This is a genomic window from Bradyrhizobium sp. 1200_D9_N1_1 (genome assembly GCF_052075915.1).
GTDB lineage: Bacteria > Pseudomonadota > Alphaproteobacteria > Rhizobiales > Xanthobacteraceae > Bradyrhizobium > Bradyrhizobium diazoefficiens.
In genome coordinates, this window is the sequence record NZ_CP197226.1 from 9,083,077 (window position 1) to 9,106,442 (window position 23,366).

At 60.0% G+C, this 23,366-nt stretch carries 24 protein-coding genes and 1 pseudogene; 4 read left to right on the forward strand and 21 right to left on the reverse strand.

Annotated features, from left to right (window positions below):
- The first annotated feature begins 67 nt into the window (after window positions 1–67).
- Window positions 68–370 carry a molybdopterin cofactor-binding domain-containing protein gene (locus tag AB5K84_RS42870; protein WP_441232770.1) on the forward strand — a complete coding sequence of 101 codons (303 nt, stop codon included), beginning with the start codon at window positions 68–70 and terminating at the stop codon, window positions 368–370.
- Window positions 371–645: 275 nt separating this feature from the next.
- Here the strand turns inward: AB5K84_RS42870 and AB5K84_RS42875 are convergent, their stop codons facing one another.
- The 10 genes and pseudogenes from AB5K84_RS42875 to AB5K84_RS42920 form a co-directional block, all read right to left on the reverse strand.
- The gene (locus tag AB5K84_RS42875) at window positions 646–2,340 is read right to left on the reverse strand and encodes a hypothetical protein (protein WP_441232771.1); all 1,695 of its coding nucleotides are present in this window, start codon (window positions 2,338–2,340) and stop codon (window positions 646–648) included.
- Between the two features lie 431 nt (window positions 2,341–2,771).
- Entirely contained in the window at window positions 2,772–3,194 is a 423-nt protein-coding gene (locus AB5K84_RS42880) for a hypothetical protein (RefSeq protein ID WP_441232772.1), read from the reverse strand.
- Window positions 3,195–3,204: 10 nt separating this feature from the next.
- Window positions 3,205–4,380 carry a His-Xaa-Ser system radical SAM maturase HxsC gene (gene hxsC / locus AB5K84_RS42885; RefSeq protein WP_441232773.1) on the reverse strand — a complete coding sequence of 392 codons (1,176 nt, stop codon included), beginning with the start codon at window positions 4,378–4,380 and terminating at the stop codon, window positions 3,205–3,207.
- Window positions 4,377–5,825 (reverse strand): His-Xaa-Ser system radical SAM maturase HxsB, encoded by a 1,449-nt coding sequence (gene hxsB / locus AB5K84_RS42890; RefSeq protein WP_441232774.1) that lies wholly within the window; start codon window positions 5,823–5,825, stop codon window positions 4,377–4,379. The genes hxsC and hxsB overlap by 4 nt, the downstream gene beginning before the upstream one ends.
- A gap of 17 nt (window positions 5,826–5,842) precedes the next feature.
- Complete coding sequence (locus AB5K84_RS42895) at window positions 5,843–6,109, reverse strand: hypothetical protein (protein ID WP_441232775.1); 267 nt, start codon at window positions 6,107–6,109, stop codon at window positions 5,843–5,845.
- Window positions 6,110–6,176: 67 nt separating this feature from the next.
- Complete coding sequence (gene hxsA2, locus AB5K84_RS42900) at window positions 6,177–6,458, reverse strand: His-Xaa-Ser repeat protein HxsA2 (RefSeq protein WP_441232776.1); 282 nt, start codon at window positions 6,456–6,458, stop codon at window positions 6,177–6,179.
- Window positions 6,459–8,909: 2,451 nt separating this feature from the next.
- Window positions 8,910–9,602, reverse strand: coding sequence for a hypothetical protein (locus AB5K84_RS42905; RefSeq protein WP_441232777.1), 693 nt, complete (start codon window positions 9,600–9,602; stop codon window positions 8,910–8,912).
- 122 nt (window positions 9,603–9,724) lie between these two features.
- On the reverse strand, window positions 9,725–11,014 hold the full coding sequence (locus AB5K84_RS42910) for a tyrosine-type recombinase/integrase (RefSeq protein WP_441232778.1): 1,290 nt from the start codon (window positions 11,012–11,014) through the stop codon (window positions 9,725–9,727).
- Window positions 11,015–11,245: 231 nt separating this feature from the next.
- Window positions 11,246–11,455, reverse strand: a complete 210-nt coding sequence (locus tag AB5K84_RS42915) for a hypothetical protein (RefSeq protein ID WP_011083684.1) — start codon at window positions 11,453–11,455, stop codon at window positions 11,246–11,248.
- 95 nt (window positions 11,456–11,550) lie between these two features.
- Window positions 11,551–11,631: pseudogene (locus AB5K84_RS42920) on the reverse strand (tryptophan-rich sensory protein); the annotation flags it as partial.
- A 37-nt stretch (window positions 11,632–11,668) separates the two neighbouring features.
- Between AB5K84_RS42920 and dinB the strand changes: the two are divergent.
- Window positions 11,669–12,769, forward strand: coding sequence for a DNA polymerase IV (gene dinB / locus AB5K84_RS42925; protein ID WP_011083683.1), 1,101 nt, complete (start codon window positions 11,669–11,671; stop codon window positions 12,767–12,769).
- 63 nt (window positions 12,770–12,832) lie between these two features.
- Here the strand turns inward: dinB and AB5K84_RS42930 are convergent, their stop codons facing one another.
- From AB5K84_RS42930 to AB5K84_RS42945, 4 genes are all read right to left on the reverse strand, one after another.
- The gene (locus AB5K84_RS42930; protein ID WP_011083682.1) at window positions 12,833–13,216 is read right to left on the reverse strand and encodes an SHOCT domain-containing protein; all 384 of its coding nucleotides are present in this window, start codon (window positions 13,214–13,216) and stop codon (window positions 12,833–12,835) included.
- Between the two features lie 389 nt (window positions 13,217–13,605).
- Window positions 13,606–13,824, reverse strand: coding sequence for a DUF3551 domain-containing protein (locus AB5K84_RS42935; protein ID WP_162494045.1), 219 nt, complete (start codon window positions 13,822–13,824; stop codon window positions 13,606–13,608).
- A 242-nt stretch (window positions 13,825–14,066) separates the two neighbouring features.
- Window positions 14,067–14,360 (reverse strand): hypothetical protein, encoded by a 294-nt coding sequence (locus AB5K84_RS42940; protein ID WP_028172575.1) that lies wholly within the window; start codon window positions 14,358–14,360, stop codon window positions 14,067–14,069.
- Between the two features lie 303 nt (window positions 14,361–14,663).
- Entirely contained in the window at window positions 14,664–15,350 is a 687-nt protein-coding gene (locus AB5K84_RS42945) for a DNA-3-methyladenine glycosylase I (RefSeq protein ID WP_038965176.1), read from the reverse strand.
- A gap of 207 nt (window positions 15,351–15,557) precedes the next feature.
- Here AB5K84_RS42945 and AB5K84_RS42950 point away from each other — a divergent pair, with 207 nt between their 5' ends.
- Window positions 15,558–16,385 (forward strand): metallophosphoesterase family protein, encoded by an 828-nt coding sequence (locus AB5K84_RS42950; RefSeq protein ID WP_011083678.1) that lies wholly within the window; start codon window positions 15,558–15,560, stop codon window positions 16,383–16,385.
- On the opposite strand, the gene AB5K84_RS42955 is transcribed toward AB5K84_RS42950, so the two are convergent.
- From AB5K84_RS42955 to AB5K84_RS42980, 6 genes are all read right to left on the reverse strand, one after another.
- Window positions 16,324–16,809 (reverse strand): Crp/Fnr family transcriptional regulator, encoded by a 486-nt coding sequence (locus AB5K84_RS42955; protein ID WP_011083677.1) that lies wholly within the window; start codon window positions 16,807–16,809, stop codon window positions 16,324–16,326. The two genes, AB5K84_RS42950 and AB5K84_RS42955, sit on opposite strands and share 62 nt — an antisense overlap.
- An 87-nt stretch (window positions 16,810–16,896) precedes the next feature.
- Entirely contained in the window at window positions 16,897–17,433 is a 537-nt protein-coding gene (locus tag AB5K84_RS42960; protein ID WP_038965175.1) for a GNAT family N-acetyltransferase, read from the reverse strand.
- Window positions 17,434–17,609: 176 nt separating this feature from the next.
- Window positions 17,610–19,136 (reverse strand): magnesium-protoporphyrin IX monomethyl ester anaerobic oxidative cyclase, encoded by a 1,527-nt coding sequence (bchE, locus tag AB5K84_RS42965; protein ID WP_011083675.1) that lies wholly within the window; start codon window positions 19,134–19,136, stop codon window positions 17,610–17,612.
- 131 nt (window positions 19,137–19,267) lie between these two features.
- A complete protein-coding gene (locus AB5K84_RS42970) occupies window positions 19,268–20,008 on the reverse strand; it encodes a di-trans,poly-cis-decaprenylcistransferase (RefSeq protein ID WP_011083674.1) in 741 nt (246 codons plus the stop codon).
- 30 nt (window positions 20,009–20,038) lie between these two features.
- A complete protein-coding gene (locus AB5K84_RS42975; RefSeq protein ID WP_038965183.1) occupies window positions 20,039–20,413 on the reverse strand; it encodes a winged helix-turn-helix domain-containing protein in 375 nt (124 codons plus the stop codon).
- Complete coding sequence (locus tag AB5K84_RS42980) at window positions 20,400–21,017, reverse strand: hypothetical protein (protein ID WP_038965182.1); 618 nt, start codon at window positions 21,015–21,017, stop codon at window positions 20,400–20,402. The genes AB5K84_RS42975 and AB5K84_RS42980 overlap by 14 nt, the downstream gene beginning before the upstream one ends.
- Window positions 21,018–21,210: 193 nt before the next feature.
- Here AB5K84_RS42980 and AB5K84_RS42985 point away from each other — a divergent pair, with 193 nt between their 5' ends.
- The gene (locus tag AB5K84_RS42985) at window positions 21,211–22,455 is read left to right on the forward strand and encodes a S1C family serine protease (protein WP_441232779.1); all 1,245 of its coding nucleotides are present in this window, start codon (window positions 21,211–21,213) and stop codon (window positions 22,453–22,455) included.
- Window positions 22,456–22,628: 173 nt separating this feature from the next.
- On the opposite strand, the gene AB5K84_RS42990 is transcribed toward AB5K84_RS42985, so the two are convergent.
- Entirely contained in the window at window positions 22,629–23,366 is a 738-nt protein-coding gene (locus tag AB5K84_RS42990) for a DUF899 domain-containing protein (RefSeq protein WP_011083670.1), read from the reverse strand.

A 23,366-nucleotide genomic window follows, 5' to 3' on the forward strand; every position in this document is an offset into this window, starting at 1 on the left:
ACTATACCGCAATCCGGCATAAAGCGGACGGTTCGGCCACAGAAGGCCGGGCGACATCACCAATGCGTTGATCTTCAGCGCTTCATCGCAGTCTGCGCAAATCAGGATCGACAAGGTCTGGGTCGCGGTCGACGTCGGCAAGGTCGTCGATCCCGTCAATTTCGAGAACCAGGTGCAGGGTGGCGTGATCTGGGGACTCGGCCACGCCATCAACTGCGAGCTCACCTACGCTAAGAGCGCGGTGCAGCAGACCAACTACAATCACCACGAAGCCATGCGGATCTATCAGTGCCCGGTCATCGAAGGAGAACCGGCAGTCAACTGGCGGTTTGCTGGCACAGCTTTCCTATTGAGCGGCTGCCGGCGCTGAGATCGCCGGATGCTTCGCATTCTGGGCATAGCTTTGGCTCGAAAAACCCTTCTCGTTCCCCGACTCAGGCTCGCGCGTGCTAACCGCCGATCCGCTCACGTTGGTGGACAGCGCCGCCGCCGGACGCACTTACGGACCTATGGCGGTGTCCGCTATGTAGCGGAGGATTGCCGGATCGCTGGGATAAAGACCTTCGAATTCCCGGCTTCAGCCAGCCGCGCCAGTGCGACGAGGACGTGTTGCGGATGTTGGTCCGTGAGACCAAGCCTCGCACCCTAGCTCGCTAAGATATCGAAGTCGTCTGGGTTCGCGCCGTACAGTTTCTGAAATCCAGCCTTGGCAAAGTTACTCATTTCTTGGACTGGATGCTTTTGCGAAAGCCAACGATAGTCATATCGAAAAGGACCGTCCTCTAAGATCCATTGTCGTGTAATATCGTAGATGACGACGTTCGCAAAGAACGTACTCAGCGTTTCGACGAGCGCTTCCTCCTCCTTACCCGGTATCATCCTCGGGAATATTCCATCGTCGTCCTCCCTGTCGGTGAAGAGAGAAAGATGTTGAAGAAATAACCGTTGGGTTTTCTCATCGGCGCGCTCCCCGGTCATCCATGCGCCGGGCCAGCAAAAGAACTCCGGTCTCGCCAGCCTATCCTGGCAAAACTTGACGAAGTGAGAGAACAGTACACGGACAACAATATTTTCGGGTTCGAATCTGAACGTATCCATTTCCTGCAGGATTTTCTTGACGCCGGGTGCATCTGTGGCCCAAGCGATAACTGCTTGCAAGCCGATTGCAGGGTGGTCGTATTCGCACGCCTCCGTCAGTACGGTAGCTACCTCCATGTATTCCTCACGGGAATAATCAATGATTTTAGTGAAGAGTTCCGGCCGGCTTCTTGCTGCCTGGCTCAGTCGGATGAAGCGTATCCCGGGGTCGACATCGAAAATGAAGTTCTCGTAGCTTTCAATCTGAAGCGGGAATCCGGCCGTTGGATTTATAGCAACGTCGATGATGAGCAGAAAAAGTGCGACGAGCGGATCGCCAACCAGTTTTGGCCACGGCGCGGCGAGAATGGTTAGAAACGCGTTGAATGCTTGCCCATACTCCTTTTCAAAGTAGCCCCACTTCCGCAACTCCTCAAGCGTCGGCGGATTGGACAGGCCAACGGTCAAATACTGCAATTGGATCATTCGCGCCTGACCCTCAAAAAGAGCATGCAGTCCTAGCGGCGAAATCCTGAATGGCTCGTTTCGTGCCCAACCTTCGACTTTCGCTTCCCGCAATTCACGAAATCGGTCGTCCCATTCGCGGGCATCTGGCAGATGCTTCCATTTTCGATCTACCGTCGATGACAGAAGACCGACTGCATGGCCATACGCCATCCAATAGCAATGGCCGACCGTTTCAAAATAGGGGTCGTCCAACAATTCAGAAACGGTTTCTGGGATGATGGTAACAATCTTATAGAATTCAGCGTCGAGCGCGTTGTTGACTGCGATGTTAGCAGCGCGAAGACCGGGCTCAGCCACGGTCATTCCCCGTCGCGCAGCATCCTCCGCCCATTTTTTTAGAGATTTTTTCAAGCCTACATGCTCAATGGCTCGCTCAAGCTGGGTCGAATTCTGGTGCGCCTGTGCAGGGTACTGCAAGCTAAGCACGAGACCACATGTCGAACCCACATGCTGCCACCAGTGAACGGTTTCGTGAAGATACGTCGAAAACGCTTGGATCGTATCGAAAGAAAGCTCACTAAGCGGGTAGATACCATTTGTTATTTCGTCGATCAGTCGATGATTCCGTGGACTGAGACGCAATACGAATTGCTCGGTGCTATAAGTCCCCAGAGCATTCAAGCAGGCCGAAAATTTCGATGGCGCCACAAGCTTTGTGGGCTTGGGTTCCATAAGAGCTGGGTCCAGATCGGGTTTACCAGGCAAGGCTTCAATACCCCCACTTCCCGCAGTCACGTCATTCGATTGCTAGAACCGCTGGAAATCGTAATCCCCGCGTTTAACCGGGCGTTGCCGTTCGCCGGCCGTGCCGCGAAGCAATCTCATTCTCAGCCCCACCCCTTCGGCTCCATTTCCTCCCTGCCGCGGGCTTGGAAGGCCATCCCGGCGGCCGCGGCGTTACCGCCGCTACGGGCCCTCTGATCAGTCTCATGTCTGGCATACGAATATCGGCATCAGCTGGCGGAAAATGCTTCGTTACGAACTCTGACGCTAGGTTACGTCAAATCGTGAGCCAAGAGCAATTTGAAGATCTTGTCTGTACCTATTCTTCCCCGCGTCGGAGATTCGGTTACGCTATCACTCGCACTAAATCTTGAAGAGCGAGCCTAAACGAGCATCCATGCCACCATAGCTTCTGCCACGGAATGGGTTTTGATGAGCCTTGGCTACCGGTTTGAACATTGGTACTTTTCTGCACTAAAATCATGAACCTTCAAAACCATGACCGCGTTTGTGCGGTCGTTGAAGATCAGCAATTTTCCTTCTGAGCAATGGTTTCCCGTGCCTCGGTAGACCATGACACTTTTATCGGCTACGCCCGATCTATCGACGTACAAATTCATGTCGGTCAGCAGAAATTTGCGGCCGTCGGTGAAGCCGCAAGATGCATATTGCCCTTCTCTAAATTCTTCTCCCCAACTTGCCCCAAACTTTTGATCGCTCCCAACGTATTGGATAATACGATAAACCTTCGAGTTAGATGTGTCCCGGTTCGCGCACCGAAATCTGCTCGTCTCTTCTGCGCGCGATGGCACGATCTCGAAGGCAATGAAGATTTGAGAAAGAAGCAAAAGAGATAAGAATCTCATTGGAAATCGCTCAATGTATCGCGACAATCCCGCGACTGTGCCGAGGACGGCCTGAGGTGAAGAATCCGCTGCAGCGAGGCTTCTCCGTGCAAAGATTACATTGCTCAACATAGCCATTCTTCCAATCAGATATCGATTGAACAGCGTAAGGCCATACCGACCGCCTGAGCACGCAGCGTGGCAAATTGTAAACCGACACCTTGACGCCTGCGGCATTGAGAAAGTCCACGCCGTCCGCCAAGCTATCCCGATAATCCATTGGGTCGACCCAGAGTAGGTCATCATTTGCGATAGCAAACCCTGTGTTCTCCAACCCCATTAACGCTACATGATCAACAAACGGGAGATTGCGAGCAATCCAGCGGCATGTCTCGGAGATCATCGGCACCGTCAATGCGTGAAGCACTATCCGAATTTCGACCCGTTGACGTCGATCTTTAAGTTTCAGAATGCCAAGAATCGTTTCATCAAATGCGCCCTTGGCTTGCACGACGTGATCGTGGATATGATCGACCGACGCATAGACCGGGATGGCCGCCATCAGATTCGGATGGCTAATCTCCCTCCACGCGTCCACGATTTGCGAGTTCGCGAATGCGCGGCCGTTCGTGAGCACTTGGATGGCGGTCGCCGGGAGCCGGTCGCGGCATTCTTTCAGGACAGCAATGAAGTTCTGCCAATCCGACAGCGTCTCTCCTCCAGTGAATGTCAGGGCACGGGTTGCTGGGTAAACAAGAGGCAAGCTTTCTTTGATTTCGTCGAGAATCCACCGGTCATCGACATCTTTCGGCGGCTGCGAGCACATCAGGCAGTAATTGTTGCACCGCTCCGTAACCAAAAACGAGTTGTGCGCGGAATTCCGACGATACAACGTACGGAATTTCCGCGATGCATGGTCGAAGCCGATGACGTCGCCATCCGCGAGATAGTCATATTTTGGCGGCACCGCGAGTAACCGGCCATTGAACGTGCCGGGTAGGTCGATCGCACCGTCGGAGACGACAAAGATGGACAGCCAATTGGCTTCTATCGCGCGCCGGATTTCGTCTGGCGTTCTGGCGAGCGCAAAATCCGCCACATGACGTTCGGCGGCACTGTCGACCGACCGGAGCCTAAGGACCGATCGCGCCGTGTCAGAGGAAAATCCAACGCTCTGGTAGGCTGCGCCATAGAGAAGAAGGGTCATGCGGCGGCCCACCGTCGCAATATGGCAGCATCTTCCGGAGAGTTCTCCAGAATATCTAACAACAGGCTCATGATGCCTTTTTGCCGGGCGCAAAACGCCGACAGAGGCTTAATTCCCAACGCATCACCCTGCGTGGCGTGATGATAGACAGGATCCGCACCGCAGTGGCTTTCATACACGCAAGTTGAACATTCGGGCGCGCACTGGGTCAGTGACGACGAAATCGCGCCAATTAGCTTGTCCGACAGGATGAGAGAATTGTAGCTGTCGTGTTCGACGTGACCGAGCCGGAAAGCGTCGTCACCCGTCTCGGCAAGCATCCTGCCTTCATCCGAAGCGAAAACACTGCCGTCATAGTTGTAGACCAGCGCGCCAAGGCCAGCGCCGGCCGGGCTACGCAAATCTACGTAACCAATCGGGCGATCCGAGAGCATCCGTGTGAGAAGCAATGCCGCATAAAACTCCCGGAACGGGGTACCTTGTCGGTTAATCTCCAGAACTCGGCGCAATCCCCGCTCGTAGAACGCAAGCCACTTCTGCGCGTCGTACTTGGCGAACTGCTTCGTTTTGATCGCAAATCCGAACGGAGAAAGCGGGCGCAGGAAGATGCCATCCAGCCCCAATAGGAGATATTCGTCGATGATCTCATCGACGCGGTCGAGGCTCGCCTCCGTGGTAGTCATCAAGGCCCCGATCCTGTCGGGACCTAGAATCTCCTTGGCTTGTCGGATTCCAGCAACAGCTAGTTCATAACTGTTTGCACCGGGTCGGGGACGGTTCTTGTTGTGCAGATCGGCTGGACCGTCGAGGGAGGTTGAGAGCAGTACGTTGTTCTCTTTGCAGAAATCGAGAACGGTGTCGTCCAACAAGGCCAAGTTTGAGGCGATGACGAAGTCGAGCTTCTTGCCGGACTGTTGCTGCGCAGCGGCAACAATCTTTCTGATCAGCGGAAAATTGAGAAGCGGTTCTCCACCCTGAAACTCAATCTTGATCCGTGTCGTTGGGCTGGCGAACGCTATGTCGAGTGCACGCATCGCGGTTTCTTCGCTCATGTCGAAGCGCGAGCGGTCGGTGCTTTGGCGCGAGACCTGGCAGTACGGGCAAGAGTGTTCGCACCGTAGCGTTACGACAAAAATATGCAGCGGGGTTACGTGTTGCAGGAACGACATCCGGCTTCTCAACCGAGCCGCTAAAAGCTGCCGTTGCGCTTTCTGGTTGGTCCTGGTGACCAGATGAGCCGCGTAGGCCTTTTCGTAGAGGCCGTCGCCGGGTCGTATCCGAAGGTCGACTAGCCTGTTCAGCTCATCTTCAGTCAGGCGAATGAAATCGCCGACTATGTTGGCGACGAGATACTGGCGTGTTCCGATGCGCTCAAGATTGAATGGCAGCAACGAAAGATCTTCTGTCGCCGCGCTGAAGGCGTCAGGAGGTAAGAAACGTGCCATGGTGCTCCGGCTGGACTTTATCCCGCATCATTTTGGGTAGCGGCCAACGACCCGAAGGCAAGTGCAAGAATGACGTTCCGGATGCCATCGGTCTTCTCAGCCACGCGAGTCCGCAAATTCTCGTCGGCGACCAGGTTTAGGAACCGTTCCTTCAGGTCGTCCGGACTTAATGGCGCGCCTTTTTGCGGATTAGCGGTGGGAGCAAGGCGGCAGACATAGCGTTCGCCGACCCGCTCAACCCGGCAAGTCGCCGTTCCGATCAGACGATAGATCGCCGCGTCCAAAGCCCCGAGGCTTTGGACGCTTGAATCGAAATCGACAGCTACTTCGACCGGAGTCGCCGCAAGATCCCTAGCGGCTAGAGGCATGTGACGAATGGGATGCGTGCGATGCGTGCGATGAGTGGCCCGCGACAATCGTCCCGTCAGCTTGTTTCGTCATGACAAACCCGAGAAGATCCTCGCCCACCTGAAAGTGAGCGTTCGGCGCTGGCTTCGCATGCAAATCTTGCTTCACTGGCGTTACCTCGTCATTGAGGACCGCCGGCTTCGCTTCCGCGCCCTGCACCGAGAGACCGGTAAGTGACGCAAGCGCTGCGCCAAGCGAGAGCAGTATTTTGGATTTTTCAGCCACTTTTATCCCCCAATCCAACAATCTTGAAACATGCCCTGCTTACAACTTACAAGAGTGGTGAGTCTAGAGGGTTGTTCAATGATCGAGCGACGGCTCGTGCCGAGCCCTCAAATGTTCGGTTGACGCTCAATCAACACAGGTATTGCCCACCCTCAATTCCGGTAAAATACTGCCAGAGCGGGGAAACATAGCGGCGGCATCGAGGGACGTTGCCCGACACACTTCCTCCGCCATCAACCGGTCGGTCGCTCCTTGAACTTCAGTATGACTTTCGAGGTCGATGCTCCGCAACTCATCCAGCGGGGGTGAGCACCAGATCATAGGCGTCGGCGTCATCGGGTGCGTCGGCGAGTAAGACGCACGATCAGCGCGTAGACGATCAAGATGGGGATTGTAGCCGTGTCCTAGCTCGGCGAGCATGTCATAGGAGAAGGTATCGTCGTGGCAGCCATCTTGCGCATGATCAGCGCCCGGGCGCGTTTGTAGCTCCAATGATCCGAAGATACTACGGCTCGCAAAAGGCGCCGGTTGTTCTGCACCTCTGAAGAGCAAACCCGCTCGCGGCGGCTGCCATGCGACCGCAATCAAGGATAAGGTCGGCGGCGAAGCCCATTCTGGTGACATTGGCGGTGATGGCGCGTGCGGTCGGCAGCATCGGAATCGGTGTGGCCATCGTTGATCCAGCCCAGCTTAAACAAGACACACCACATGGTAAATTGAGTAGTGTCCTTGTGGTGGGACTGTGAAAGTGATGAATGCAGCATCACAGTCCCGTCTGAGCACCATAAAAGTGACGCCTACGCAACACGGTCCCGCCTGAGGGCCATTCATGGCCCTGGCATGGGACTGTTAGTGTCTGACATGGGACTGTGAAATGAATTATCGGGTCTCCATCTCATGAAATCCTTGCTCGCTGTCATAAGCGTGGTTTGAGTGTCATCCGGAAACTCTGTCAGTAGCCATTCAGTTGAAACGCGGCCCTTCATGCTGAAACCGCTTCTCTTGCTTATCCTAATGAAGCCATGGGCAACTAGGCACTGAAAGCAGCGCTGGGCCGTACTACGTCCGACGTTAAGCGCCTTGGCGGCTTCTCTAACGCTGTAGGGGATCTTACCATTGTTAGAGTTCGGGCCCCTGTAACGCCTCGCCAGCTCAACGTAGAGCGCTCTGCAGTTGCCGTCGAGCGCCTGCCACGCCGCCGAACCGAGCATATGTTCCGTAAGACTGACAAAGCGCCCGCGTGCTCGCACGTCTTTTCGGGTGCGCTGATGGTAGTCACGCCGGTTTGTCATTCTGCCGCCTCGGTATACAAATCGATCGGGTCATCACACCTCGCCGAGGCCGTTTATGGCGGCATATAAATTCGCGAGGTTCGCTGGCAAGCCATAGCTGCGGCGCTGAACATATCGCCCGCCCGGCGTTAGGACGGCGGCGTCGCGATTGGCTGCATATTGGCCGAGAGGAGTCAGATCGAAAGAGGACTGACTTTGTACCCGATTGCGCGGTATCCGATTGCGCGGTATCTTCCGCATTGTTGTGTCTCTGCTTTGCGGTTGAGGGACGACATTTCGCCGGCGTGAGCTTCCTCTCACGTCGGCATTTTCATTTTCTTTCTATGACGGTGACGGGGACAAGCAGTGCTGTCGGTGGCGAGGTGATCGGCGATGCGGCCGTAAATCGAGCCGACTCGTCCTGCCGAGCCCGTGCGGCCGCCATTTTGCCGAAGGCTCTCTCGGCCCAGCCGATACGTCGATTTGGATGGGCGCGCTCGGCATAGACCCTGCAGTGGTCTTTCGCCGGACAAACTTCTCCCCCATCACGTCATACTGAGCGGCCTCGCCGATGATTGCCCAACCGGTAATCACTGCTGGCGCATGTGCGTACGCCATGCGGATTACGGTGGAAGGGCTATGCCCTTTGTCGAGAAGAACTCGGCTGCCATCCAACACAGGTTGTCGCGTGCCCAGGCATATCACCTCGTCGGTATCCTCGACGCGGGCGTCGAATCGGTCATGACGGCGCTTACCGCGACGATCGAAGGCCGGCGAAACGATGATGACGACCTCGGTCATCACTCGCGGGCCTTGCGAGATGACGGGCGGTGGACCTCAGACGTTGACCGAACTAACGGCCCGATCTTGCCCTGCGCCCATTCGTCGAGGCCAGACGTTGGATACAACGGCGTGCGACCTGCAAGCCGAAAGGGCGGCCCTTCCGAGCTTACACAAGCAATTTTTGCCAGTGTTTTTGGCGAACAGGGGATTCCATAGGTGTCGTTTACATACTTGGCCGCATCCGTCCGTCTTAGCAGACGGCCCAGTCTAGCCGAACCCTTGAGGACGGTATCCATCTGCACCTCGCATCTTCACGGAACAATCTCCGTCTATGCGAGGAAACATAAATCACTATCTTGAAGGACCGGTCGGTAACCCGTGCGCAAATTTCAATCGGTTACGGACGCGACATAGAATGTGCGACTGCCTTACGAACAATCGCTCTTAGCCCAGATGTCGGCCAGCCGATGTAACCCAGAACGTCTTCGCAAAATTGCGGAAACTGAAAATCTCCTGCAGTCCGAAGGACCCGCCCAATCTGCTTCCACACCTCGGCAAGGTTCAACACAAAATAGTATCGAAAAACCGCTTCGCGTCTGCCACCGCGATTTGTGCCTCGCCGAAGCGCCTCATCAAGTGAAGACTGAATCTCGCGTAACACAGCAGAGACAAGAGATATGTTCTCGCTGCGAGCAAATAAGCGACGATGCTGAAGAGTATGCTCCTCAATATAAACCCGTTCGGCGCGAGGAAGTTCTCGGCCCCTTGAGGCGATGTTGTAAGATTCCTTTGGAAGCCCAAACTTCGGGGATGCGTGGCTGATCCACCCGGCAGTCAGCATTTGTCCTAAATCTGATATGCTGTCACGAGTCATTGTCCGGCCAATCAGGCCGCAAGCATCGAGGTAATATTTCGCTTTCGATAGGTAATCTTTCGCGCGCGTTAGATGCTTGCGATCATCATCACGCGTCCGCTGTCCGCGAATTCTAGTCATTTCATTTTTAAACTCATCGATAAGCGTCTTCAGAAAGACGGCCACTTGATCCTGCTCAGTGGACGTCAAACCATATGCTTCAAAAAGAGCCTGCAAATCGCGGTCTCGTATGGCCCTCGGAAGGCATAGATCCACGTCCCGTACAGTTTTGGCAACTCCAGGGGTTGATTTCTTGCGAGCCATACTCGACGTGCCTTCTGCAGACCGCAGGGGTTAACCTAGCCGCGCGCGGATGATGGTGAGGCTGATCGCAACTGGACGACCTTGCTCGACTTCTTTCCCGTCATGGCATCGTCGATGTGGCGCGCAATCTTGTCCGCCGCAGCCAACAACGCAGAGTCGATCTTGTGAATGTAGCCCTCGGTCACGCTTGCGCGAGAGTGACCTACCAAGGCTTTGATGGTTGGAAGTGAATAGCCAAGATCGTCAGCAGTCGAACTGAATGAATGTCGCAAGCCATGGCTGGTGATGCCAGGCACGTCCCTCCCCGACACCTTCTGAAGCCATCGCGTCAAGCCTGTGTGGTGTTTCGCCTCGGTTGTGATGGCAGGAAAAACATACTTCGACTTGGACCTAGCCATCGCTACCTTCAGGATTGCAATGACGGCCGGCCCCACTGGGCGAATGCTCTTTCCGGATTTACTGTCTCCCAGACGAAGAGCCATCCCGACTGGGTCGACTTCCGTCTTCAGAAGGCTTTCCACCTCGTCCAGACGGCAACCCGTCATCGCAGACGTGCGGCTCGCGAGGATGCGCTGCCAGTGCTCGCCGTTTGCCTCAGCCGCGGTGAGACACTTCCCGAGACGACGATAACCGACGTCGTCCAGACGCCATTCCCGGGTTTGATCTTTCGGCCGTCTGATGCCGTTGATCGGGTTGTCCGATCGGTAACCTTCATCGACCGCGTAGCTGAATATCCCGCCGAGGAGACCCATCGTGCGAGCCGCGGTCCCCTTCCCGCCCGTCACAATCGCGCGACCTCGAGTCTTGGTCTTCACGTCGGCGGCGGACTTGCCGGCGATAATGTCGCGCTGAAGGCCCTTGGCGTCTATGGAGGTGAAGCCCTTCACCGTCTTCTTGCCGACGAGCTTGATGATGTGCCGCTCGATACGCCCCTTGTCACTGTACAGGGTCGTCTTGCTCTTCGTCTCGCCCCGCCGGGTGAGGATCAGGCCGCGTTCGGCCTTCTCCAAGTACTCCCTGCAAAGCTCCTCCACCGTCATGGCGCCGCGGGCGAGCTTCTTGCTCTCTACGGGATCTGCCCCCCGGACAACATCCGCCAAAGCGAGCTTAGCGTCTCTACGAGCCTCTTCGGCGGTCAGGACACCGTACCGGCCCAAGGTTAACCGTCGGCTGCGGCCGTTGGCGTTGCGATACTGCACCAGGAACGATTTGGCGCCGCTCTTTTTCACACGCAGCCCGAAGCCCGGCAGTTCGTCGTCCCAGAGGAAGACGTCAGCTCCCATCGTTTGCGCAGCATCGACCGCGCGTTTCGTAAGCTTTGGCAATTTTCCCTCGGGTAAGCACCGGGTAAGCAGGAGCCGGAAAGCGAGGGAAATCTGCGGTAACGACCGTAGCCCCCAAGATCAGGCTGATTTAGCCTATATCCAGGCGTCATCAATTCCAAGGGATTTCAGGTAAGCAAGCGCAATCTGATCACCCTTGCCCTCCGAAGGCAAAGGTCACACGTTCGAATCGTGTCGGGTGCGCCAGCCTTGTCGCCGTCTTCACGCCAGCGCCTAGCTGAGCATCGAGATCATCGTCTGGATCTGGTCCGAGGCGGACGCGACCAGGCCGTCGTAGGACGTCTGGCCGTGTGCGGCGGCCTTCAGGATGCATTCGGCCACAGCCGCTTTCAGACCGAAGACCGATTGATGGGCCGGTACGCTCGCCATCACGGTCTCCAGCGCTTGACGCATCGTGCGAATGAGCTCGGAGCTGTATTGCATGGATTGTCCTCCGCGCCCTCATATTAGATCGCGTGCCCCTGCTTGCCACTCACAAGCCTGAGACTGTTCTTTGAACCTGGTCGAGACTGAACGCCTCAATTCAAACGCCAGATGGCCGCATTGAGCAGGCCGGCCAACGCGACCCAGGCTGCGTAAGGCGCGAAAAGCATCGATCGCCTCGCGCTTCTCCTTGCACGATTGTATCATCTCTCCATGAGCGATTCCGGCACGGTGACGGGCGAAACCTCGCCCGTCCGCAAGATCATCCATATCGACATGGATGCGTTCTATGCGTCCGTGGAGCAGCGCGACAATCCGGAGCTGCGCGGCAAGCCGGTCGCGGTCGGAGGCTCCGCCGAACGCGGCGTCGTCGCGGCCGCCAGCTACGAGGCCCGCAAGTTCGGCGTTCGCTCTGCCATGCCGTCGGTGACGGCGAAGCGGCAATGTCCCGACCTGATCTTCGTCAGGCCGCGCTTCGAGGTCTACAAGGCGATCTCCAGGCAGATCCGCGAGATCTTTGCCGAGCACACGCCGATCATCGAGCCGTTGTCGCTCGACGAGGCCTATCTCGACGTGACGGAAAACCTGCAAGGCATTCCGCTGGCACGGGACGTCGCGCTGCGGATCCGCGAGAAGATCAAGGCCGAGACGGGGCTCAACGCTTCGGCGGGCATCTCCTACAACAAGTTTCTGGCCAAGCTCGCCTCCGATCATCGCAAGCCCAACGGCCAGTTCGTGATCTCCCCGGAGATGGGACCCGCCTTCGTCGAGGCGCTGCCCGTCGGCAAGTTCCACGGGATAGGCCCGGCGACCAGTGCGAAGATGAACGCGCTCGGCATATTTACCGGTCGCGACATGCGTAACCAGACGCTGGAGTTCATGAACGCGAATTTCGGCAAGGCGGGTGCCTATTACTATTGGATCTCACGCGGTGTCGACGAACGTCCGGTGCGGGCCAACCGGATCCGCAAGTCGATCGGCGCGGAGACCACGTTCCAGGCCGACCTCGACGAATTCGACGCGCTGGTCGCCGCGCTCAAGCCTCTCGTCGACAAGGTCTGGCGCCATTGCGAGGCGACCGGCAATCGCGGCCGCACCGTCACCTTGAAGATCAAATTTGCTGACTTCGAGATCATCACACGCAGCAGGTCCGCACCAACACCGGTTGCAGGCCGGGACGATCTGGAGCGGCTGACCTGCGGCCTGCTCGAAGTCGAGATGCCGCTGCCCAAGCGCGTCAGGCTGTTGGGCGTATCGCTGTCTGCCCTCCAGGACGGGGATGATCCGGAGCCGCAGCTGACTTTCGGTATCTGAACCTGATGGTCGGTGACGGGATTTTTCAAAAATCGCTTTCGAATGTGCCGCGCGCAACGACGGCTAGGAAACCAGCCTGGTGCGAAGCCGCCTGTACTCGTCATCCGTTACGGATCCCGCCTTTCTGAGCTGATCAAGCTTGGTAAGCTCGTCTGCAACGCTGAAGCCGACGATGTGCCGCAACTCCTCGCGCGCCCGCTGAGCTTGCTCGGCGTTACGTTCGGCCATGCTTCGCCCTTGCGTAATGAGGTATGCAAAGATGCCGAGGTAGGAGGTCAGAACCAGCGCGAGCACCCATAGTGCCTTGCCCCACCCGGAGATGTCGTGGCGCCTGAACAGGTCGCCATAGATGACGATGAGCAGCCAGAACCAGACGACGAATGCGAATATCGCAATCATGTCCATCAGGAAATTTCGGTACGTGAATCCCTCTTGAACGAAGAACATTGCAATCCCCTCGTTGAATTACCGTTCTCGATCCGTCGCTCCACTTAACGGCAGTACCGATGCGACACGCGGTGCGATCTTCCGCTGCTCGAGCGGTACCAGCAGCTGCCGTTCCGCCAATAATATCTATGCCAATGCCGATGCCGCCGGTGGGCGCCGGCGATCGCTCCGGCCGTAGCTCCTATCGCAGCGCCGCGACGACCACCGACGGCACCGCCGATGACCGCACCCCGAAGCGCGCTCTGAGGATACGATTCGCTGGAAGGGAACATTCCCGCGAACGCGAGCAGGATGACGAACAGTGCAAGCTTTCGCATCTGAGCGTGCCTTTCCTGATTGGACGCGTCTGCCGCGCAGATAACCGCAGAACGGTTTATCTCTGAGGGTGATCAGCGCCGCCGCGGAGCGGCATAGCGTGGATTGATGCCGCAATATGCGTTCGTGCCGGAAGCGGCAGCCAGACATTGCGGGCGTGTGGCGAACTGGCAATTGCCCGGAAAGCCCCAGTTGCGACCACGCAGGCAGTAACGATCCGCCTCGGCGGCCTGGGCCGGCCCCGAGAATACAACGGATAAAAATGTGGCAAGCATCGGAACGGCACGATGCATCTCGACCTCCATGGATGGATGGAGGCGAATTATATCGCCGACGCGTCGGCCATACCGCCAGTAAAAGCCCTTGCCAGACGCTGCGGCGTTTATTGATGCGACCTGAGGCGAAAAGCGCCCACGCTATCGCGAAAATCTCAAGCTCGGGGCTGCATGAAGGCGGCCGTATCGATTGACGGCGCCACACCTTCACGGCGGGAGTCTCCCCCGCCGATCTGATCTTCCTTCACGACCAGCAATGGTCAATGCCTCACGTGCTCGAACACGACGATCACACCCGTCGGCTCCGGCTCGTGGGCCATCAGGCGCGTGAGGTCGGCATCGCTCCAGTCGGCGAGGCTGACGACTTCGCCGGTCTGGCGCTCGGCGCCAAGCGACGGGGTCGGCTCGAGGACCTTCAGGCCCGTCTCGTCGACGAAGAAGGTGTGCTCGCCGAACATGCTGTTGAGCTGCGGCATGGCGGGATGCTCGTCGGGCAGCACCTGGGCGCCGAGTTGGTTGACGGTCTGCTTCACCTGTTCGGATGTGAGCTTCATGGGCTGCTCCGTTTCTGTCGTGCCGGGTTTCATTGAGTTGAGCTAGGACGGGCGTTCCCTGCGCCTGTGTCGCCTGGCTCAAATTCCCGAACGGGTGCTGCGCACAAATGTTCCGGTGAAATGTATTTCGTGATCGCGAGCTTCATCCGCCGCGCTCACGGCACGGGTTCGCCACACGATGTCCACGATCTGCCTGTGAGCGGCTTTAATCGGCAGCTTCGACGATCCGGATGTCGCGGTCCGCGCCGTCGCCGAGCAAATCATGGGCAGCCTGATAGGCTTCTCCTGATGCCTTTTGATCCGTTACTCGCTCCTGACCTCGCCGACCGAGAGCGCGCAGATGCGTGACAGATATGTGTAGGGCAGACCGGTCTCCTCGGCCCACGCGTTGAACTGCGCCTGCACTTTTGCGAGATCGCCCTTCGACTTCACCTCTTCGCCGATATCGAGGCCGGCACCGCGCAGGCAGGCCACGACATCCCTGGAGGTGACGAAACCGTCCCAGCCGACGAAGCGCAGCAGCATCTGGCCGGTATTGCCGCCGAGCCGGCTGCCGCGCTTGGTGAGGAGATCGAGCAGGCCGATTTCGTCGGACGACGGCCACTTCGCCAGAAACTTGCCGAAGCTGCCGTGCTCCTTTGCGATCGCCTGGACGAAGGCGGCGTTGTCGCGCACCGACATGATCTTGGCGCCGTTGCGCACGATGCGCGCATCGCGCAGCAGACCTTCCCAATAGTCTTCCGGCTGGAAGGTCAGCTTGGCCGGCTGGAAATGCAGGAAGGCCTCTTCAAAGCCGTCCCATTTCGAGTCGATCACGCTCCAGGCAAACCCTGCGCAAAACACCCGCCGGGTCATCTCGGCGAGGATGCGGTCGTCGCCGAGCTTGGCCAGACGCTTGAGGTCGGGCTTGTCGGGCATCAGCCTGTCCAGCGCCTTGGGGCCGCCCTTGCGCTTCTCGGCGCGGGCACGAATGGTCTTGAACGGGGTCATGCGGACACGAGCGATTGAGGATATGCCACGACAGCAGAATTCGATGGTCCGGTCCAGACCTGCGACGCCCGATGCCCTGCATGCCGCGATACGCCGCGGCATGCTCCGGCTCATTGGATTGACGCGAGGGGGCGGCCGTGCTGGTCTGCTTCTTGCTTTTTGCCGTTTTGGAATTCCCAGACAATTTCAATCGCGAACGGATTTCAAATGCGCTGCCTGGTCGTGGCTGACCTGCACTACGCGCTGCCGCAGTTCGACTGGCTGGTCAGCGCGGCGCCGCAATTCGACCTGGTGATCTTCGCCGGCGATGCGCTCGATATCGGCTCGATGGTGGATTTTCGCGCGCAGATCGTGGTGGTGAAGAAATACCTCGCGCTGCTTGCCGGGAAGACCCGCGTGATCATCTGCTCCGGCAATCACGACCTCGACGAGCGCAACGCGGAAGGCGAGAAGATCTCGCGCTGGATCTCGGAGGTGCGCGAGCTGGGGATCGCCTGCGACGGCGACAGCCTCACCATCGGCGACACCCTGTTCACGGTGTGCCCGTGGTGGGATGGACCGCTGGTCAAGCAGCGCATCGCCGAACAGCTCCGCGATGCCGCGGCGAGCCGGCCGCAGCGCTGGATCTGGGCGCATCATGCGCCGCCGGCGAATTCGCCGACGAGCTGGGGCGGCAAGCGCTTCTTCGGCGATGTCGAGGTGGTGCAGTGGATCATGCAGTATCAGCCGTCGATGGTGATCTCGGGACATGTGCATCAGTCGCCCTTCATCACCGACGGCTCGTGGTTCGACCGGCTGGGCCAGACCTGGGTCTTCAACGCGGGCCTGCAACCGGGCCGGCCGCCGACGCATATCGTGCTGGATCTCGATGCCAACAAGGCGTTCTGGCTGGCGGCGGGCGAGGCGCAATGGATCGATCTCGACGCGCCGCTGAAGCGGCCGGCGGCCTTGGTCGAGGCACCGCCGGACTGGCTTACATTCTTGGATCGGATTGCCGATCCGAGCCTGGCGAGACCTCAAGCGGCGGCAGGTTGATCATGCTCTGAAGCACTTCGCCGACCATGGCCAGATGCGTGCCGTGGCCGGCATATTGCCGCTTGAGATCGGCAAGATAGGTGTTGGCGACGTTGAGCCGCTGCGCCAGCATCTTCGCGATCAGCAGCGCCACCCCCGGCTCCTGCTTCAGGAACGAGGCGGCATCCTCGAACTCGTAGACGATTGCATCGGAGCAGGCCCTGACCGTCGCGGTGTGCGGCTGGCCCAGCAGCACCGACATTTCGCCCAGCACCGCGCCCGGCTCGGTGACGGTGGCGACCACCATCTCACCCTTGAGCACCTCGAGCTTGCCCTGCATCAGCACATAGAGATGGCCGCTGGTGCCGCCCTCAGTGACGACGACCGTACCGGCCGCAACCTGCCGCTCCGTTCCGCCGGTGCAATAATCCAGGACTGCGCGCATCGCCGAAAGCTCCCATCGCTGGGGATACCCATTGCCGGGATTACTAGAGCACGATCCGTGCCACGCGGCAATTCGACCTGCGTAGAGCTATCGCGACAGGTGCTTTGCGAGGTGAACCGACTGCCAGTCGCCGAGCCCGGTATCCCTGAACCCGGCCTTCTTCGCCAGGCCGCGCATTTCAGCATTCGTTCGCGCGGTTTCGCCGGCGATCATCTCGTGGCCGAGATCGATCGCGCGCGTCTCCATCGCCGTCATCATCTGGAGGCCAAGGCCCAGGCGCTGGAAGGCGTCGGCGACCGAGATGGCAAACTCGCCGTGCCGTGCGGCCGCATCGTAGGCGTAGTGCGTTTCGCCGATGATGTTGCGCTGCCCCTCCTGCCTGAACTCGGCCAGCAAGGTGAAGTGACCGGGACGGTCGGCCTTCGCCACGCATTCGGCCGCGACCACGGCGAGGTCGGCGCGCGCACCCATGAAACGCTTGTTGCGCGATGACGTGGACAGGCCGGCGAAATAGACCGACAGGTCCTCCACATCGGACGCACTGGCGGTCCTGATGCAGACCATCCCCTTCGCTTCGGCCAGTTCAACCGGCGCGACGACGGCCCCCGGAAACAACTGTAGCATGCGTGACGCTCTCGGCAGGTTGCGTGGACCGCACACCTAGCCGAGGCCGTGCACGCAGCGCTTGGACATCGCTGCCAATCATGCGGCTAAAAACGAACAGCTCGTCTCCCTGTGCCCCGCGTCACACACGGGAGGGTGAAAGCGTCGAAGCGGGCGCGATCGTCTTCAGGCCGCGGTCACGCGGCCTCTCGCCTCCCGACGCGGCGCTCCGGCCGCGTGGCTGTCATCGACTGCTCCTCGTCGTCCTGCGGAGCACCCCAGAACTCCCTGACCGAAGGCCCCCATTTCAATCGACGTGCACGCAAGAATTCCAGAATCTCGTGCGGCCAGACCCTGCGGCCCATCTGCGTGTACCAGCGCATGGCGTGGCGCAGGCCTGCGTCGCGCTGGAACAGCACCCGCCAGATCGCCTTTGGGCGACACTGCAACACCATTTCCGTGAACTTGAACCAGGCCAGCACGCGCCACGGCGCCATATGGCGCGTGGCGAGCACCTGATGCTTGTAGTCCCATCGCCGGCGATCGGGCTGGATCACGCGGCGCTCGGCCGCGAGACGGAAGTAAGGCGTCCAGCGATGCGGCGTGACGTAGAGCAGCTGAACCTGATCGGGATCGTAGGCAAGCAGCTGCTTCAAGCCGCGCCAGTGATCGCGATCGGTCTCCTCCTCGAACCCGACCACCCAGGTCGCCATCGACAGAATGCCGTGCTGCCGCAGCAGGCGGATGGCCTCACGGTCGACGGCCGTCGTCGCGCCCTTGCGGATCAACTCCAGGGTCCTTTCGTCGGTATTTTCAAGCCCGAGCAGGAAGCGCTGCCAGCCGGCCTTCTTGTAGAGATGCAGGATGTCGGCGTCGCGCACGATGTCGTCGGCGCGAGTCGAGCCAACCAGGATGAGGTCGACGTTCTCAGCGATCAGCGCTTCGAGGAACGCGCGCCAGACTTTCTTCGAGACGGTCGGGTTTTCGTCGGCGAAGTTGATGACCTTGACCCCCTGCTCGCGATGCAGGCGCGCAAGCTCCTTGGCGAAGCGGACCGGATCGCGGTGACGCCAGCGCGTCCAGAACCCGCGCTGGCCGCAATAGTTGCACAGATGCGGACAGCCGCGCGAGAACTGGACGACCACGGCGCGCAGGCCGCCCCAATAGCTGTAGCGCGCATGATCGATCAATTCCCAGCCGATGCGACAGGCGTCGAGGTTTGCGATCACCGGCGCCGGCTGCGTCGCGCGGGGACCTGAGACATCGCGGAACGCGATGCCGGCTATGTCGGCGAGATCGCGACCGTATTCCAGCGCGCGCATCAGGCGCCGCGCGGTCTCTTCACCTTCGCCGCGCACGATCGCGCTGACATAGGGTTCATCGTGCAGAATTTCGCGCCAATGGTAGGTCGGGAAGACGCCGCCGTAGACGATCAGCACGCGCGGCATGACCTTCACCAGGGCACAAGCAACCGCCGCGATCACGGGATGTCCGGAAGTCGAGCCGGAATGGCCGAACAGCACGGCATCCGGGGCGAAGCCCGTCGCTTCGCTGACGACCTCGGCGATCGACATGGGGCCGAATTCGGCGTCGATCAGCCGCACCGCATGGCCGTCGTCGATCAGCGGTCCGCCGATCGCGAGCAAACCCAGCGGCGGAAGATGATCATCGGGAATTCGGCTTCCGATCGAGGGATGAGGCACGTTGACAAGAAGAACACGCATGGACTTTCGCTCCCGCTTTGGTTGGCGTGATCGTCCGTCCCACTTCTATGAAGAAGCCCAATCCCCCGACTGAACCCGAAGACATTCGTGCGTGACTGCTGCGGAGACCCTTGCTCTGCCCCGCCTTGGCGTCATACCCGCGAGAGTGACGGCACCTCCTCGGGCATGATCGCCTGGAGGCCGCCGAAGCGCCGCTCACGGCCGTGGAACGCGGCGAGCGCCTCGGCGAGATCGCCCGCATCGAATTCCGGCCACATCCGCTCGGTGAAGTGCAGCTCGGCATAGGCGCCTTCCCACAGCAGGAAGTCCGACAGCCGCTTCTCGCCCGAGGTGCGGATGATGAGATCGACGTCGCGCAAACCGGCCTCGCCGGTGACGAGCTGCGAGAACGCTTCGCGGGTGAGGCTGGTCAGCGCCGCCGCCTTCGCCGCCGCGTTGAGGATGGCATCGCGCGCGGAATAATCGACGGCGATGCGCAGGTGAAGCGTGCTGCCGTGGGCGGTGGCCGCTTCGGCCCGCGCGATCGCATTCGCGATGCCGTCAGGCAGCCGGTCGCGGCGGCCGATCACGGTGAGACGCACCCCGTTCTTCACCAGGCTCTGCACCTCGTTGGCGAGATAGAAGCGCAGCAGGGTCATCAGCGCTGCGACCTCGGCCTTCGGCCTTCGCCAATTGTCGGTCGAGAACGCATAGAGCGTCAGCGTGCCGATGCCCTGCTTGGGCGCCGCCTCGACGATGCGGCGGATCGTCTCGACGCCGGCCTCGTGGCCGCGCAGCCGCGACAGGCCGCGCCGCGTCGCCCATCTGCCGTTGCCGTCCATGATGATGCCGACGTGAAGCTTCTCGCTGCGAGAGGTCATGTCACTTTGCATTGCAAAGTCTCCGGTCAAAAAAGGGGAGGATCAGGTCGAGATGATACCGAGACGGCCGAGCGGCGGCGCTTCGCGACCGGCGGCCTTGGCGGCGTCGCGCACCAGGCGCTCGAGCACGGCCAGATAGTCGAGGAAGCGGCGGCGGCCTGCCCTGGTCAGCCGGCATGTGGTGTGCGGGCGATTGCCCTCATAGCCCTTGGTTACCTCGACGAGGCCGGCCTCCTGCAGCACGGCGAGATGCCGGCTGAGATTGCCGTCGGTAAGGCCGCAGAGCTGCTTGAGGTCGGCGAACGCCAGCCCCTTCGGATGCGCCATCAGCGAGGTCAGAAGCCCGAGCCTCGCCTTCTCGTGGATGACGCGGTCGAGCCCTTCATAGGAAAAAGGCGCGCTGTCAGTCTTCGACATCATGATCTCCGGACGCAAAATACAGAATGCCCGCCATCACCGACTGGCCGATCACGAAAGGCAGGCCCATGGTCCACGGCGACAGCGTGTGGGTTTGGCTCGCGAGCACCACGACCGCGAAACCCGAAACGAAATACCAGGCGCCGGCGAGCGCGACGGTGCGCGGCAGCGAGCGAATGGAGGCGAAGATGCCGAGCGACACCAGGATCTGCCACAGACCCGGCAACAGCCACAGCGTCTCACTCGCGAACTTCCACATCACCACCGCAAGCAGCACGCCGGCGACGCCTGCCGGAAGGAACTGCTCGACCGCCTGGTGGATCATGGCGTCGGCAAGGCCGGAATGATGGCGGCGCGAACGCGCGCGCATCTCGATCCCGATCATCAGGCCGGAGACCACGGCGGCAATGAACCAGCCGAAGAAAAAGCCGAGCGGCTCTCCGGTGGGGTCGCCGAGCAGCCAGAATTGCAGGATTGCCGTGACCAGCGCGACACCGCCGGTCGCGACCATGGTTGCCGGGCCGTAGCCGCGGAACGCCGTGCCGGCCGCAATCTGGCTGCGGATCGCCACGATGTCGGCCAGTGCCTTGTCGAGATCGCGCATCGGCAACGCCAGAACCTCGCTCGACCCCGCTTGTCGGGATCCGTTACTTTGCATTGCAAAGTATATAGCATTGCAAAGTAAGCGCAAGCCCGAAGGCTGCCCCGAGGAAACACGCCCCAACCGAACAACTGCCGGTTGCACCAATGGGGACCGGCCGGATAAGACGAGCCAATAGCGTTCCGGGGGCGTGGAGATGTTCAAGACGACTGTTGTTGCGTGCGTGCTACAGATGGTCCTGGCCGGTGTGGCCCATGCGGCGGGGCCTTTCGGCACGATCCGCGTCGGCAACTGGAACGGTGGCGCCTATTCCAATGATTCGACCGGCGCGTTCTCTCACTGCGCCGCAAGCACACCTTACGCCAACGGCGTTACCTTGCTTGTTGGCCAGGATGCAAACAGCTCGTGGCTGCTCGGCTTTGCCAATCCGGCATTTCGCTTCAAGAAGGGTGAGAACCTCACGATCGACGTAACCTTCGACGGTCAGGCCGAGGTGAGACTCTTCGCGACCGCGTTTTCGGAGGTGATGGTCTCGGCAGTTCTGCCCACCAACGTCGCCCGCGCGCTCCAGAAGGCGAGTCTGATGGTGGCGGTGGCGAGAGGTACGCCCTTTCAGTTCAGCCTGACGTCGACTGCGCCTTTGGTGGCTGCGATTACCAATTGTGTGACCAGAGTCAAAGCCGACGGCCTGGATAAGGCCGGCGATTTTACAAAGATTGCCGCCAAGCCGCAGACCGCGCCGGACAAGCAGGCATCACCGGCAACCGGCGGCAAATCTGCTCGAACCAAGAGCGGCACCGGCTTCGTGGTCAGCGCCAACGGCCACGTCGTCACCAACAACCATGTGATCGACGGCTGCGTCGGCGACATCAAGGGCAACCTCACCGGCGAGGCCTCGATGGCGCTGCGCGTCGTGTCCAGCGATGCGAACAACGATCTCGCTTTGTTGCAGGCGCCGTCGACGGCGGCTTTCAAGGACTTTGCCCGTATCCGCGACCGCTCGATCCGCTCCGGCGATTCCGTCATCGCGATCGGCTTTCCTTACCATGGAATGCTGACCTCGGACTTCACCGTGACGACCGGTATCGTGAGCTCACTCAGCGGCATGCGCAACGACACGCGCTTCCTGCAGATCAGTGCGCCAGTGCAGCCCGGCAACAGCGGGGGCCCGCTGTTCGACGCCACCGGGCAGATCGTGGGCGTCGTTACCGGAAAGGTCGACGCGCTCCGCATCGCCCTAGCGACCGGCAACATTCCCGAGAACATCAACTTCGCCATCAAGACCGGCGTGCTGCGCGACTTCCTCGACAATTCCGTGGTGCCCTATCAGACCGCCGAGCCTAAGGCCGAGCTCAAGACCACCGACATCGCCGGCAACGCGCGGCCCTATACGATGCTGATCTCGTGCAACGCGACGGAGCAGGCCGACGCGAAGCGGTAGCCCTCACGAGCAAGGCAAGCTGCCGCGCCGACCACTGCTGTCATTCCCCGCGAAGGCGGGGAATCCAGTACGCTGCGGCCTCTCGTCTCTATCACTCCCCTCTCGGAGTACTGGATCGCCCGGTCAAGCCGGGCGATGACACCTTTGATGTGGGCAGGGCGTACCCGCCCCCCTCACCCGTGGCAGCACGCACCCTTCGTCGCCTGCGGCTCGTACTGGTCGCGCAGGCGCACCCAGTCCATCGGATAGGGCAGCCCCTCCTCGTGACGGCCGAGCGGGGTGAGGTCGAGGTACTGATAAGCGGCGTTCATCATGTCGAGGCCGCGGGCGAAGCAGGAATAGGTGTGGAAGATCTCACCGGCCTCGTTGCGGTAGAACACGCTGATGCCCGGCAGCTCCGGCCCGTAGATCTTCGTGGTGCCGAAATTGTACATCGGCTTGCCCGTGGCGATCTGCTCCGGCGAGAACGTCACGCCGTAATCCCGGTTGAAGTCGTTGCTTCCCGACGAGACCCAGTCGAAGGTCCACCCCATCGGCGCCTTGAAGTCCTCGAGCTTTGCGATCGGCGCCAGCGAGATTGCGACCGTCGCGGTATCGCGCGCGGCCAAATGCGGCACCATGCGATCAAGACCGTCGGCCCAGAACGAGCAGCTCTTGCAGGCCGCTTCCCAGTCGGGCGCGAACATCACGTGCTGGACGACGAGCTGCGGACGCCCCTTGAAGAGATCGCCGAGCGTCACCTTGCCGTTCGGTCCGTCGAACACGTAATCCTTGTCGACCTTGACCCAGGGCAGCGCGCGGCGCTCCTCGGCGAGGCGCTCGCGCGCCGCTGTGAGCTCCTTCTCATGCGCCATAAGGGTTTTGCGAGCCGCGATCCATTGCTCGCGCGAAACGATCTGATGGGGTTGCAT